The 11,785-nt window shown below is 46.1% G+C and carries 20 protein-coding genes; all 20 read left to right on the top strand.

The annotated features are described in order from the left end of the window. Positions 1 to 191: 191 nt before the first annotated feature. The 20 genes from U4956_RS04765 (at position 192) to rplF (ending at position 11,782) form a co-directional block, all read left to right on the top strand. Entirely contained in the window at positions 192 to 1,511 is a 1,320-nt protein-coding gene (locus U4956_RS04765) for a M18 family aminopeptidase (protein ID WP_323089382.1), read from the top strand. After that, a complete protein-coding gene (locus tag U4956_RS04760; protein WP_323089381.1) occupies positions 1,508 to 2,149 on the top strand; it encodes a hypothetical protein in 642 nt (213 codons plus the stop codon). The genes U4956_RS04765 and U4956_RS04760 overlap by 4 nt, the downstream gene beginning before the upstream one ends. Positions 2,150 to 2,456: 307 nt before the next feature. Continuing rightward, positions 2,457 to 3,170 carry a DUF3267 domain-containing protein gene (locus tag U4956_RS04755; protein ID WP_323089380.1) on the top strand — a complete coding sequence of 238 codons (714 nt, stop codon included), beginning with the start codon at positions 2,457 to 2,459 and terminating at the stop codon, positions 3,168 to 3,170. A gap of 807 nt (positions 3,171 to 3,977) precedes the next feature. Further along, positions 3,978 to 4,289: a 30S ribosomal protein S10 gene (rpsJ, locus tag U4956_RS04750; RefSeq protein WP_323089378.1), complete on the top strand. Its 312-nt coding sequence runs from the start codon at positions 3,978 to 3,980 to the stop codon at positions 4,287 to 4,289. Positions 4,290 to 4,303: 14 nt separating this feature from the next. Further along, positions 4,304 to 4,996 (top strand): 50S ribosomal protein L3, encoded by a 693-nt coding sequence (gene rplC / locus U4956_RS04745; RefSeq protein WP_323089375.1) that lies wholly within the window; start codon positions 4,304 to 4,306, stop codon positions 4,994 to 4,996. After that, positions 4,996 to 5,628 (top strand): 50S ribosomal protein L4, encoded by a 633-nt coding sequence (gene rplD, locus U4956_RS04740; RefSeq protein WP_323089373.1) that lies wholly within the window; start codon positions 4,996 to 4,998, stop codon positions 5,626 to 5,628. The genes rplC and rplD overlap by 1 nt, the downstream gene beginning before the upstream one ends. A 1-nt stretch (position 5,629) precedes the next feature. Further along, the gene (gene rplW, locus U4956_RS04735) at positions 5,630 to 5,923 is read left to right on the top strand and encodes a 50S ribosomal protein L23 (RefSeq protein WP_323089372.1); all 294 of its coding nucleotides are present in this window, start codon (positions 5,630 to 5,632) and stop codon (positions 5,921 to 5,923) included. Positions 5,924 to 5,989: 66 nt separating this feature from the next. Next, positions 5,990 to 6,823 carry a 50S ribosomal protein L2 gene (gene rplB, locus U4956_RS04730; protein WP_323089370.1) on the top strand — a complete coding sequence of 278 codons (834 nt, stop codon included), beginning with the start codon at positions 5,990 to 5,992 and terminating at the stop codon, positions 6,821 to 6,823. A gap of 18 nt (positions 6,824 to 6,841) precedes the next feature. Continuing rightward, the gene (gene rpsS, locus U4956_RS04725) at positions 6,842 to 7,120 is read left to right on the top strand and encodes a 30S ribosomal protein S19 (RefSeq protein WP_323089369.1); all 279 of its coding nucleotides are present in this window, start codon (positions 6,842 to 6,844) and stop codon (positions 7,118 to 7,120) included. Between the two features lie 9 nt (positions 7,121 to 7,129). Next, positions 7,130 to 7,465 (top strand): 50S ribosomal protein L22, encoded by a 336-nt coding sequence (gene rplV, locus U4956_RS04720; protein WP_323089368.1) that lies wholly within the window; start codon positions 7,130 to 7,132, stop codon positions 7,463 to 7,465. An 11-nt stretch (positions 7,466 to 7,476) separates the two neighbouring features. Further along, positions 7,477 to 8,346, top strand: a complete 870-nt coding sequence (gene rpsC, locus U4956_RS04715; RefSeq protein WP_323089366.1) for a 30S ribosomal protein S3 — start codon at positions 7,477 to 7,479, stop codon at positions 8,344 to 8,346. Between the two features lie 2 nt (positions 8,347 to 8,348). Then, positions 8,349 to 8,765, top strand: coding sequence for a 50S ribosomal protein L16 (gene rplP / locus U4956_RS04710; protein ID WP_323089365.1), 417 nt, complete (start codon positions 8,349 to 8,351; stop codon positions 8,763 to 8,765). A 2-nt stretch (positions 8,766 to 8,767) separates the two neighbouring features. After that, the gene (rpmC, locus tag U4956_RS04705; RefSeq protein WP_323089364.1) at positions 8,768 to 8,956 is read left to right on the top strand and encodes a 50S ribosomal protein L29; all 189 of its coding nucleotides are present in this window, start codon (positions 8,768 to 8,770) and stop codon (positions 8,954 to 8,956) included. 17 nt (positions 8,957 to 8,973) lie between these two features. Continuing rightward, entirely contained in the window at positions 8,974 to 9,234 is a 261-nt protein-coding gene (gene rpsQ / locus U4956_RS04700) for a 30S ribosomal protein S17 (protein ID WP_323089363.1), read from the top strand. 18 nt (positions 9,235 to 9,252) lie between these two features. After that, positions 9,253 to 9,621 carry a 50S ribosomal protein L14 gene (gene rplN, locus U4956_RS04695; RefSeq protein ID WP_323089362.1) on the top strand — a complete coding sequence of 123 codons (369 nt, stop codon included), beginning with the start codon at positions 9,253 to 9,255 and terminating at the stop codon, positions 9,619 to 9,621. 12 nt (positions 9,622 to 9,633) lie between these two features. Beyond that, on the top strand, positions 9,634 to 9,966 hold the full coding sequence (gene rplX / locus U4956_RS04690; protein WP_323089361.1) for a 50S ribosomal protein L24: 333 nt from the start codon (positions 9,634 to 9,636) through the stop codon (positions 9,964 to 9,966). Between the two features lie 11 nt (positions 9,967 to 9,977). Beyond that, positions 9,978 to 10,520, top strand: a complete 543-nt coding sequence (gene rplE, locus U4956_RS04685) for a 50S ribosomal protein L5 (RefSeq protein ID WP_323089360.1) — start codon at positions 9,978 to 9,980, stop codon at positions 10,518 to 10,520. 9 nt (positions 10,521 to 10,529) lie between these two features. Further along, positions 10,530 to 10,715, top strand: a complete 186-nt coding sequence (locus U4956_RS04680) for a type Z 30S ribosomal protein S14 (RefSeq protein ID WP_323089359.1) — start codon at positions 10,530 to 10,532, stop codon at positions 10,713 to 10,715. Between the two features lie 18 nt (positions 10,716 to 10,733). Continuing rightward, positions 10,734 to 11,132: a 30S ribosomal protein S8 gene (rpsH, locus tag U4956_RS04675; protein WP_323089358.1), complete on the top strand. Its 399-nt coding sequence runs from the start codon at positions 10,734 to 10,736 to the stop codon at positions 11,130 to 11,132. 104 nt (positions 11,133 to 11,236) lie between these two features. Beyond that, on the top strand, positions 11,237 to 11,782 hold the full coding sequence (rplF, locus tag U4956_RS04670) for a 50S ribosomal protein L6 (RefSeq protein ID WP_323089357.1): 546 nt from the start codon (positions 11,237 to 11,239) through the stop codon (positions 11,780 to 11,782). Positions 11,783 to 11,785: the final 3 nt, after the last annotated feature.

The following is an 11,785-nucleotide window of genomic DNA, read 5'->3' as shown; positions in this document are numbered from 1 at the left end:
AACAGAATGAAGATGGATTCGTCCGCAGAGCGTTATCGCAATTGTAGCCTAAGAAGGTAGTCCTTGAAATCGTTTTCGTATAATTCATCGCGATTAAAGCAGGTTCAGGGATAAGAAAAACCTAAAGAGGATTGTGATTATTACTTAATCGGCAGATTTGTATGTGCTATTGTGATGGTGGAGGTTTATCTATGTCCTACAAACAATTCGCTCAGGAGCTGACCCAGTTTATTGCTGAGTGCCCCAGTATGTTCCATTCCGTTGCATCCATTGAAAAACTGATGGCGGCAAAGGGATACACGCATTTAAAAGAAAAAGAGGCCTGGAATCTGGAACCGGGCCACGGATACTATGTAATCCGCAACAATAGTTCCATCCTTGGCTTCTATATTCCAGAGAATCTGACTGACTATCATTTCCAGATGAGTGCTGCTCATTCTGATTCCCCAACCTACAAAATTAAAGCTGTGCCTGAACTGACAGGCCCGGCGCAGTATCTCAAACTCAATGTTGAAGCTTATGGCGGCATGATTGACTCCACATGGCTGGATCGTCCATTATCCATTGCCGGCCGTGTTCTGGTTGAAACCGAACAGGGCATCGAAAGCAAACTGCTCTACATCGATCGCGACATCCTCACGATTCCAAACGTGCCCATCCATTTCAACCGTCAGGTCAACGATGGCTATGCATTCAACCGTCAGGTTGACCTTTGCCCATTGATGTCTGCTGGCGAAATGGCAAAAGGATCCTTTGATGCCATGGTCGCCAAAGAACTTGGCGTTGATGTTGACGCCATCCGTGGAAAAGACCTGTTCTTAGTGAACCGTATGCCTGGTGTTGTTTGGGGATATGCGGATGAATTCGTTTCCTCTCCAAAACTGGACGACCTTGAATGTGCCTATACCACGCTGCAGGGCTTCTTAAATGCCGAACACGGTGGCAAGATTGATGTTTATTGCTGCTTCGATAACGAAGAAGTTGGTTCCAACACCAAACAGGGTGCGATGTCTACGCTGCTGCAGGATACTCTACATCGTATCAATGACTCCCTGGGTAAATCGGATGAAGATTACTACCGTGCAATTGCCGGAAGTTTCCTGGTTTCCGCTGACAATGGTCATGCCGTTCATCCCAATCATCCAGAAAAAACAGATGCTGAAAATGCGGTTGAACTGAACAAAGGCCCAATCATCAAAGAAGCAGCCAACCAGAAATACACAACCGATGCTTTCTCAAGAGCTATCTTCAGTCAGATCTGCAAGATGGCTGACATCCCTGTTCAGTGCTTTGCCAACCGTTCTGACATTGCCGGTGGATCGACACTGGGCAATCTGTCCAATACGCAGGTTTCTGTTCATGCCGTCGATATTGGTCTGGCTCAGCTGGCCATGCACTCTTCCTTCGAAACAGGCGGAGCGAAAGACCCATACTATCTGTATGAAGCCATGAAGAAATACTTCAGCACCAACATCCTGATCGATGGGGCGGATTCGGTATCCTTCGAATGAGTTTTCTCACTCCAGACTGGAATACCAAAGCGCTCAATCGGAAGGCAGCTCCATTAAGTGAAGATGTCGAATACACTCGTGCTTTCCAGAGCATTGAGAAGATGAATGAATCCGTCGGGATGAAGCATCTGCTCATCAACTGGGTGACAGACCTGCGCCTGGAAAATAAAAAGATTCCGGATAAACTGCTCTCCCGCAAGAAAAGCGCCTCGTTTCTTGACAGCGTAGCAGCCACCCTGCGGGATGACCTGACCATCTTTCGCATCAGCGGCATGATCAATATGATCTGCGCTTCGCTGGTGTGCATGTTCATCAAGGCGGTTTTGAGCAATAACTATCTGATCAACTTCTCCGTGGATGCTCTGATCGCCACTGCAGCGCTGGTTATTTTGCTGCTGGATCTGACCTCCCAGCTCAGGACAGTCGGCTTTTACGGTTCGATCAAAGATTTCGTACTGCTTGATGGGCTGGCGGTTGTCCTCTGGCTGCTGCTGACCTATCTGCTGCCCGCTTTTGATACTTCACTGATCGTGTTCTTTGCTGCTTACTATTTTGAAAAGAAAAAGTTTGTCAAAATGCAGGATACTTTCCTGAGTGAAAACAAGATTTCCATTGAAGGGCACGATGTGCGCAGCTGATCCGGTTTTCTGACCAGAAATTGAATTGAGATCCAAACGCCTGGATAATGGTTTTTTCCTGAAAGAGGGAGGAGTCGTATCCAGGTTTTTTGGTGTGCTTTTGGATAGGCACCAGCGGCGTTCAGAAAATCATCAGAAAGCCAGTCGATTCCGGTCATGAAGTCAGCCAAAACGAAATTTTATGAGAAAACAGCGACAGGATTCGTAAAATAGGATCGAGAATGAAGGTCCTGGAAAGGACCGAAGCCCAGGATGGAATTGAATGCCAGGAAAGAGTTAGGAGAGATCCAAGAAGAAGGAGACGAATATGAAACTTCCTCTATATATCGAGACCCTGCCTGAAGACTATCAGGAAGTCTTTCAGGTAGATGCAGCCAATAAGGAACTGGCAGTCAAAATGAATATTGCAGCGGCAGTCCCCATGATTGCAGCCCTGATTGGCGTGGTCGTTTATGACTTGAAGACGAAAACCTATGACCACTGGAGTTTTCTGGGGATGCTTGGCGTCTTTTATATTCTGCTGCTGGTTTACATAGTCGCCCATGAACTGACTCATGGAGTTGTCTATGCAGCCAGGACGCACAAGAAGCTTTCGTTTGGATTCAATGGAATGATTGCCTGGTGCGGCGTAAAAGATGTTTACGTCAGCCGTAAAGTTGCCATTGAAGCTCTGGCAGCCCCGCTTGTTGTTTTTACAATTGTTTTTGGATTGGGAATCCTGCTTTCACCGGGCTGGTTTTTCAGGGAGGTTTTCATTTTGCTTCTGGCAAGCCATTGGGGTGGCTGCGTGGGAGATATTTATGATCTTTATCTTTTGTATAAAAAGTTTCCGGAACCTGCACTGCTGATGCTGGATACCGGACCGACCCAGACGTTTTATCTGCCATTCAATGAAGCAGGCTCAGATCATCCGGGGATGGTCGCAGGCGGCAGGACAGATGGAATCCAAAAAGAGTCCAAAGCGCAGCGGGATTCACAGGCGGATGGAAAATCGGAGAATCAGAACCAGATAAGAATCTGATTTGGATAAACAAGGAAAAGGTTAGAGAAACGATTTTAACAGAAAGAAGATTCGAAGAACCACAAGACCATCACAATCGGCAAAGAATCACCAGAAGAATAAAATAGAAACAGAAGGGAAACGGGAAAGGGAGCTGTCTTGCAGGATGGCTCTTTTTTTGTTTGTGGCGGCTTCCGTAAAAAATACTCAATTTGGTCTTCTGCCTGCCATAAGATCCGGCGGATTTTGTGAATTGTGAGCATGTAGCTTTCAAACCATGCAAAAGCGGACTCTGTTGAGTAGAATTGAGCCAGGCAGATAAAGAATTCTTAATCGGATGATTTGACTGGAAAGCTGCGAAATCTCTTCCCTCTTCTCTTCGATGGATGATCTGCCCATAAACATGCAGGTGACTGCAAACATCCATTCTGGTGGCAATGATCAATCTGGACCTTTTAAGATCATGAAAGCCAATCTGGACACCGATTTTCGTTTTGAAGACGATCGCGACGTCTTTTACGACGCCCTTTCGGCTCAAACCAAGCGCTTATGGCCTTTCTGGCGCAGACCTTCTGAAAGCCCGCTTACATGAGTCTGAAAGCATTTCCAAGATTAAAAACGGGATAACCCTTTAGGTTTCGGAGTTTTGAGTGATAAAAAATGAAGAAATCGTAGAGTTTCTACTTGCGGTGCTGGATAGAGAATGCTAGAATACCAAAGCACTGCAAGGAAGTGCGAGGTTGCTGACCCACTGAAAGACGTTGTCATGGAATGGGTCAGGGAATTCGCATGGAGCATGTTTATCTTGAATAAACGAAAGGAGCAACCATGGCAAAAAACACTATGAGAATCCGCTTAAAAGCGTATGAGCATCGTATCCTGGACGACAGCGCTAAGAAAATTGTAGAAGCTGCACAGGCACATGGTGCAAAAAAGGTTGTAGGACCTGTACCACTGCCTACAGAAAAACAGGTCGTTACGATCCTTCGCGCTGTACATAAGTACAAAGATTCCCGGGAACAGTTCGAAATCCGCACGCACAAGCGTCTGATCGATATTGTTGCACCGAACAAAGAAACTATCGATGCACTGCAGAGACTGGAACTGCCCAGCGGCGTTGACATCGAAATCAAACTTTAATGGAGGAAGTCATCGTGAAAGGTTTGTTAGGAAGAAAGTTAGGGATGACTCAGGTCTTCACAGAAGATGGCTTGCTGATTCCTGTAACTGTAATCGAAGCCGAACCAAACGTAGTTCTGCAGGTTAAAACTGTTGATACAGATGGATACAATGCAGTACAGCTCGGTTTCGAAGATGTAAAAGAAAAAAATTCGACAAAACCTGAAATCGGACATGCAAACAAAGCAGGTACCGGTCCAAAACGTTTTGTCAGAGAAGTACGCGACTGCGACCTCGATGTCAAAGCAGGCGACACAGTCAGCGTAAATATTTTTACCCCAGGAGAACAGGTCGATGTCATCGGCACATCCAAAGGTAAAGGATACATGGGTACCATCTACCGCAACAATGCGCACCAGGGCCCAAAATCCCATGGTGGATCCAAGAACATCCGTCACATCGGATCTCTGGCTACCAACGGTATTACTTCCCGTCAGGGACGCATCATGAAAGGCACAGCAATGCCTGGTCATGAAGGTCATAAGAGAACAACCGCTCCAAACCTGACTGTTATCAAAGTTGATACAGAAAACAATTACGTTCTGATCAAAGGTAACGTTCCAGGTCCTAAAAAAGGCATGGTAATGATCCGCACTGCGAAAACAAGCAAAGGCGATAAAGCTCCAGTTGTTCTGATCGACCGTACTGAAAAGGAGGTCACTGAATAATGGCACTCATCGACGTATTGAACCAGAAAGGTGAAGTCATCAGACAGTACGATCTGAATGACGAAATCTTCGCCATTGAACCTCATACAGAAGCTCTGTATGAAGCTGTAAAAATGCAGCAGGCCGGCAAACGTCAGGGAACTCACTCCACAAAAGGACGTTCCGAAGTTTCCGGTGGTGGACGCAAGCCTTACCGCCAGAAAGGTACAGGCCGTGCCCGTCAGGGTTCCATCCGCGCACCTCAGTTCCGCGGCGGTGGAATCGTATTCGGACCAAAACCAAGAGATTACTCTTACCGAATCAATAAAAAAGTTCGCAGACTGGCTCTGAAATCCGCTCTGTCCAGCAAAGTTCTTGATAAAGAATTCGGAATGATCGACCAGCTCGTACTGGATGCGCCAAAAACAAAAGACTTCGCGGCAATCGTTGAAGCAGTGAAGGCGCCAACAAAAACTCTGTTCGTCGTTGGTATGGATGAAGAAGGATTAGACAACGTTTATCTGTCTGCCCGCAATATTCCAGACGTAATGATGATGAACTCTAAAGCAATCAACGTATACGATCTGCTCAATGCCAACGCAGTTTACATGACTGAACAGGCAGTAAAAGAAGTAGAGGAGGCCCTCGCTTAACATGAAAGACTACAGAGATGTTATCATCCGTCCAGTTGTAACTGAACAGTCTGTTGCAGCGATGGATGACCTTCGTAAATATACCTTCGAGGTTCCAAAACAGACCAACAAAGTAGAAGTACGTCAGGCTGTTGAAAACCTCTTCGGCGTTAAAGTCGAAAAAGTAAACATCGTCAATACAAAAGATAAACCAAAACGTTATGGCCGCCACACATCCACAATCCATGGATTCAAAAAAGCCATCGTTACTTTAAAACCTGGTTATCAGATTGACATCTACGGGGAAGAAGAATAGTTCTGCCCATCAGGGAGAAGACGCTATTTCCTGAATAAATATCGCGAATGAGAGGAGAAAAAGTTTATGCCAATTAAAAAGTATAAACCGACTACACCTGGCCGTCGTGGAATGTCTGGTCTTACCTTTGAAGAAATCACAAAGAAAAAACCAGAAAGAAGCCTGACTGCTCCATTAAAGAGCAAAGGCGGACGTAACAACACCGGCCGCATCACTACTCGTCATCAGGGTGGTGGACACAAGAGAACCTATCGAATCATCGATTTCAAACGGAATAAAGACAACATCCCAGCTACAGTTACTGCAATCGAATACGATCCAAACCGTACTTGCAACATTGCTCTGCTGACTTACGCTGATGGTGAAAAACGCTACATCCTCGCTCCAAAAGGCCTGGAAGTAGGAATGAAAGTCGTTTCTGGTCCAGAAACAGATATCAAAGTCGGCAATGCTTCTGAACTGAGAAACATGCCTGAAGGTACAATCGTTCACAACGTTGAACTCAAACCTGGCAAGGGTGGACAGATGGCACGTGCTGCCGGTGCTTCCGCTCAGATCCTTGGTATCGAAGAAAAATACGTAACCCTGCGTCTGACTTCTGGCGAAGTTCGTAAAGTGCTCGGCACTTGCCGCGCGACTGTCGGAACCGTTGGCAACGAAGACCACAGCCTGGTTAACCTTGGTAAAGCAGGACGTACTCGCTGGAAAGGTGTACGCCCAACTGTTCGTGGTTCCGTTATGAACCCGAACGATCATCCACATGGTGGTGGTGAAGGCCGTACCCCAATCGGACGTAAAGCGCCAATGACTCCATGGGGCAAAAAAGCTCTTGGTGTTAAGACACGCAATAAGAAGAAAGCTTCTAACAAACTGATCGTCCGCAGAAGAAACGGCAAATAGAACAAGGAGAACGTTGAAATGAGTCGTAGTTTGAAAAAAGGGCCATTCATTGATGAGCACCTGATGAAAAAAGTACAGGCTTTGAACGCTTCCAACAAAAAAGAAGTCATCAAGACCTGGAGCCGCCGTTCAACAATCTTCCCTGAATTTGTTGAACACACATTTGCCGTTTACAACGGTAAAGAACACGTACCTGTATACGTAACTGAAGATATGGTTGGTCACAAACTCGGTGAGTTCGTTCCAACCCGTAAATATACCGGTCATGCATCGGATGATAAGAAAGGCAGAAAATAGGAGGTCAGCATGGAAGCAAAAGCAACAGCAAAAACACTTCGCATTCAGCCTCGTAAAGCCAGACTTGTTCTGAATCTGATTCGTGGCAAGAACGTAGAAGAAGCAGCTGCCATCTGCAAGTTCACACCAAACAAAGGTGGGGAAATGGTTGGTGCTGTATTAAAATCCGCAGTCGCTAACGCAGTGAACAACCACGATATGGATGAAGACAAACTGTACGTTAAAGAATGCTATGCAAACGAAGGCGTAACCATCAAACGTTTCATGCCTCGTGCAAAGGGAAGCGCAAGCCCCATTAACAAGCGCACCAGCCACATCACAGTTGTAGTGGCTGAGAAGGAATAAGGAGGATCCCCATGGGTCAGAAAGTAAACCCGATTGGAATGCGTACCGGTATCATCCGTGACTGGCAGTCCAGATGGTATGCAGACGATAAAGAATTCTCGAAATTTCTGATGGAAGACGTGAAGATCCGTAATGCCGTAGAAAAGTATTATGACAACCTCTCCAAAGCAGCAGCAGATAAGAGAAAAGCCGATCCTCAGATTTCCCGAATTGAAATTGAAAGAACGCAGAACCGCTTGACCGTGATCATCCGGACTGCTCATCCAGGCGTTGTAATCGGCCAGGATGGTAAATCCATCACCGGTCTGAAAAAAGAACTGCAGAAACTCACAAATGTGAAAAACGTGCAGATCAACGTCGTAGAAATTGCCAACCCTAACCTTGATGCCAAACTGGTTGCCCGCTGGATCGCTAACGAACTCGAAAACCGTAAGTCTTTCCGTGCAACTCAGAAAAAAGCAATCCAGAACTCCATGAGAGCTGGTGCGAAAGGAATCAAAACTTCCGTATCCGGCCGTCTTGGCGGTGCTGATATTGCCCGTACAGAAGGTTACTCTGAAGGTGTTGTACCTCTTCATACACTCCGTTCAGATATCGACTATGCCCTTGAAGAAGCCATGACTACTTATGGAAAACTGGGTGTAAAAGTATGGATCTGCCGCGGTGAAGTTCTGCCAGGTGAAATGGTTAAAGAACCAGAAGCACCAAAACAGAGACGTCAGCGTCCTGCAAGAGGCAGAAACGGACGCGGCGGCAATGATCGTCGTCAGGGTGGCCGCAATAACCGCGGACCACGCAGAGAAGGCGGACGTGCAAACGGCGGCGAACGTCGTGCACAGGCAGCTAAGCCAGCCGCTGCTCCAGAAGGAGGAAACGATTAATTATGTTAATGCCAAAGCGCACTAAATATCGTCGTCCTCACCGTTTAAGCTACGAAGGCCGTGCTAAAGCCGGCCGCAAAGTAGAATTCGGTGAATACGGCCTGGTAGCTGAAAGCGGAAACTATGTTTCTAACCGTCAGATCGAAGCAGCCCGTGTAGCGATGACTCGTTACATGAAGCGTGGTGGTAAGGTTTGGATTCGAATCTTCCCACATCTGGCAAGAACGAAAAAACCGCTTGAAGTCCGCATGGGTTCTGGTAAAGGTGCACCAGAAGGATGGGTAGCTGTAGTAAAACCTGGACGTGTAATGTTCGAGGTTGCCGGCGTACCTGAAGAAGTCGCAAAAGAAGCCCTGCGTCTGGCAGGACACAAGCTTCCTGTTAAGACTCGTTTTGTACGGAAAGGAGAAACTGAATAGTCATGAAAGCAAGTGAACTTCGTACTAAATCTGAAGCTGAACTGCTTCAGGAAATGAACCTGCTGAAAGATGAGCTGTTCAATCTCCGCTTTAAGCAGGCTACAGGACAGCTGGAAGACACAGCTCGTCTGAAAACCGTAAAGAAAGATATCGCTAGAATCAAAACTGTTCTTGGCGAAATGAATAAGTAGTCAGGGAGGACGCAAACATGGAAGAAAGAAACAACAGAAAAGTTTACCGTGGCAGAGTCGTTTCTGACAAAATGGACAAGACTGTTACGGTTGCTGTAGAAACGATGAAAAAACATCCTCTCTACGGTAAACGCGTTAAATATACAAAGAAATTTAAAGCCCACGATGAGAAAAACGCAGCCAGATACGGTGACTTGGTAGAGATCATGGAAACAAGACCTCTTTCCAAAACTAAACGTTTCCGTCTGGTACAGATCGTTGAAAAAGCCCGTGGATAAGCTGGGAGGACAAAGCAAATGATTCAAAATGAAAGCCGTTTGCGCGTTGCCGACAACACGGGAGCCAAAGAAGTACTGGTTATCCGTCCACTTGGCGGTAGTAAGCGTAAATTTGCCAACATCGGTGATGTCGTTGTTTGCACTGTAAAACAGGCAGCTCCTGGCGGAACCGTTAAAAAAGGTGACGTAGTAAAAGGCGTTATCGTTCGTACAAAGTATGGTGTACGTCGTGAAAACGGAACTTACATCAAATTTGACGACAACGCAGTTGTTCTGATTAAAGATGACAACACCCCTCGGGGAACTCGTATTTTTGGCCCGGTTGCACGTGAACTTCGTGATGCAGATTTCATGAAGATCGTGTCCCTGGCTCCGGAAGTACTGTAAGGAGGATCTTTCGTGAAGATTAAAAAAGGTGACAAAGTCCAGGTAATGACCGGGGCTTACAAAGGTACCGTTGGCGAAGTCCTGACTGTATTCCCGAAGGAAGACAAGGTCATCGTTGAAGGTGTCAATATTGTCAAGAAACACCAGAAACCAACTCAGGCTAACCCTGAGGGCGGAATCATCGAAAAAGAAGCAAAAATCCACGTTTCCAACGTTGCTCTTTACGATGAAAAAGCCAAAGAAGCTGGCCGTGTAGGCTATAAGGTCGTAACTGACAAAGACGGTAAAGCAACAAAAGTTCGTTACTTTAAGAAGAGCGGTAACGAAATTAAGGAAAAGAAGTAGGAGGATAGACAATGAACCGGTTAAAAGAAAAATACCAGACCGAGATCGTTCCAAGTCTGATGAAGCAGTTCAACTATTCTTCCATCATGCAGGTTCCGAAGATTGAAAAAGTAGTTGTCAACATTGGTGTTGGTGACGCGATTCAGAACTCCAAGTTCATGGACGAAGCAGTTGAAGAACTTGCTGCCATTACTGGACAGGCTCCAGTAATCACTAAAGCCAGAAAATCCATTGCGAACTTTAAAGTTCGTGAAGGAATGCCAATCGGATGCAAAGTGACTCTGCGCGGCGAAAAGATGTACGAATTCCTGGATAAGTTATTCAACATCTCCTTACCACGTGTACGTGACTTCCGTGGTGTTTCTGATACAGCGTTTGATGGACGCGGAAACTATACTCTCGGTGTAAAAGAACAGATCATCTTCCCGGAAATTGACTTCGATAAAGTCAACAGAACTCGTGGTATGGATATCGTTATCGTTACAACCGCAGAATCCAACGATGAGGCAAAAGCTCTGTTAACAGACCTCGGTATGCCTTTCGTTAAGAAGTAGGAGGAACTCATGGCAAAGAAAGCGATGAAGTTAAAACAGCAGCGTCCTCAGAAGTTCAAAGTTCGCGAGTACACTCGCTGTCAGAGATGCGGACGTCCGCACTCTGTACTGAAAAAATACGGCATCTGCCGTATCTGCTTCAGAGAACTGGCCTACAATGGCCAGATCCCTGGTGTCAAAAAAGCAAGCTGGTAAGCAAGGAGGTAAAACAACATGACTATGACCGATCCGATCGCAGATATGCTTACACGTATCCGCAACGCTCTTGCTCAGAAGCATGAAACTGTCTCCATGCCTTCCAGCAAAGAGAAAGAACGTATCGCAAAAATTCTGGTTGAAGAAGGCTACGTTAACGGTTTCTCTACAGAAACTGATGGTGTGAAGAAAACCCTGACTATCGACCTGAAATATGGTAAAAACGGCGAAAAGGTTATCTCTGGTCTGCGCCGTATTTCCAAACCTGGCTTCCGTGTTTACGCAAAAGCAGAAAACCTGCCACGCGTTCTCAACGGTCTGGGAACTGCAATCATTTCCACCTCTAATGGTGTAATGACTGACAGAGACGCTAAAAAAGCCAACGTAGGCGGCGAAGTTATTGCCTACATCTGGTAAGAATCAGAAAGAAAAGCCAGAAGTTTCTGGCTTTCTCTTTGACTGATCTTGCCCCATCCAGCTTTTTCATTCAAAATGCTGGATCTAGCAGGAGGAAAATTTGAATGTCACGTATCGGGAATAAACTGATTACCATTCCTGCTGGAGTTACTGTAGAAGTTGCTCCAGGGAATGAGGTGACTGTAAAGGGGCCAAAAGGGACTCTTTCCAGAAAATTTTCTGACATTCTCACAATCGAGAACGAAGGAAACACAGTCACTGTTAAACGCCCCAATGATTTAAAGGCAACCAAACAGCTGCACGGCACTACCCGCGCTCTGTTACACAACATGGTTGTTGGGGTATCTGAAGGATTCCAGAAAGACCTCGAACTGGTCGGAATTGGTTTCCGTACTGCCGTGAAGGGTAAAACACTCACAATGAACGTTGGTTACTCTCACCCAGTAGAAATTGAAATCGTAGATGGCCTGGAAGTTACTTGCCCAAGTGCTACAACCATCAACGTAAAAGGTATCGACAAACAGCTCGTTGGTGAATTCGCTGCCAACGTCCGTGCAGTCCGCAAACCAGAACCTTACAAAGGAAAAGGTATTCGTTATAAAGATGAACACATCCGTCGTAAGGAAGGTAAGACTGCTGGTAAGAAATAGTAG

The organism is Allobaculum sp. JKK-2023, assembly GCF_034745455.1.
GTDB lineage: Bacteria > Bacillota_I > Bacilli_A > Erysipelotrichales > Erysipelotrichaceae > Allobaculum.
The sequence above is the reverse complement of the archived record's forward strand: the minus strand, read 5'-3'. Positions and strand labels throughout refer to the sequence as shown.

Coding starts and splice junctions, on each gene's coding strand:
- U4956_RS04765 (WP_323089382.1), top strand. CDS start 192: ATGTCCTACAAACAATTCGCTCAGGAGCTGACCCAGTTTATTGCTGAG.
- U4956_RS04760 (WP_323089381.1), top strand. CDS start 1,508: ATGAGTTTTCTCACTCCAGACTGGAATACCAAAGCGCTCAATCGGAAG.
- U4956_RS04755 (WP_323089380.1), top strand. CDS start 2,457: ATGAAACTTCCTCTATATATCGAGACCCTGCCTGAAGACTATCAGGAA.
- rpsJ (WP_323089378.1), top strand. CDS start 3,978: ATGGCAAAAAACACTATGAGAATCCGCTTAAAAGCGTATGAGCATCGT.
- rplD (WP_323089373.1), top strand. CDS start 4,996: ATGGCACTCATCGACGTATTGAACCAGAAAGGTGAAGTCATCAGACAG.
- rplW (WP_323089372.1), top strand. CDS start 5,630: ATGAAAGACTACAGAGATGTTATCATCCGTCCAGTTGTAACTGAACAG.
- rplB (WP_323089370.1), top strand. CDS start 5,990: ATGCCAATTAAAAAGTATAAACCGACTACACCTGGCCGTCGTGGAATG.
- rpsS (WP_323089369.1), top strand. CDS start 6,842: ATGAGTCGTAGTTTGAAAAAAGGGCCATTCATTGATGAGCACCTGATG.
- rplV (WP_323089368.1), top strand. CDS start 7,130: ATGGAAGCAAAAGCAACAGCAAAAACACTTCGCATTCAGCCTCGTAAA.
- rpsC (WP_323089366.1), top strand. CDS start 7,477: ATGGGTCAGAAAGTAAACCCGATTGGAATGCGTACCGGTATCATCCGT.
- rplP (WP_323089365.1), top strand. CDS start 8,349: ATGTTAATGCCAAAGCGCACTAAATATCGTCGTCCTCACCGTTTAAGC.
- rpmC (WP_323089364.1), top strand. CDS start 8,768: ATGAAAGCAAGTGAACTTCGTACTAAATCTGAAGCTGAACTGCTTCAG.
- rpsQ (WP_323089363.1), top strand. CDS start 8,974: ATGGAAGAAAGAAACAACAGAAAAGTTTACCGTGGCAGAGTCGTTTCT.
- rplN (WP_323089362.1), top strand. CDS start 9,253: ATGATTCAAAATGAAAGCCGTTTGCGCGTTGCCGACAACACGGGAGCC.
- rplE (WP_323089360.1), top strand. CDS start 9,978: ATGAACCGGTTAAAAGAAAAATACCAGACCGAGATCGTTCCAAGTCTG.
- U4956_RS04680 (WP_323089359.1), top strand. CDS start 10,530: ATGGCAAAGAAAGCGATGAAGTTAAAACAGCAGCGTCCTCAGAAGTTC.
- rpsH (WP_323089358.1), top strand. CDS start 10,734: ATGACTATGACCGATCCGATCGCAGATATGCTTACACGTATCCGCAAC.
- rplF (WP_323089357.1), top strand. CDS start 11,237: ATGTCACGTATCGGGAATAAACTGATTACCATTCCTGCTGGAGTTACT.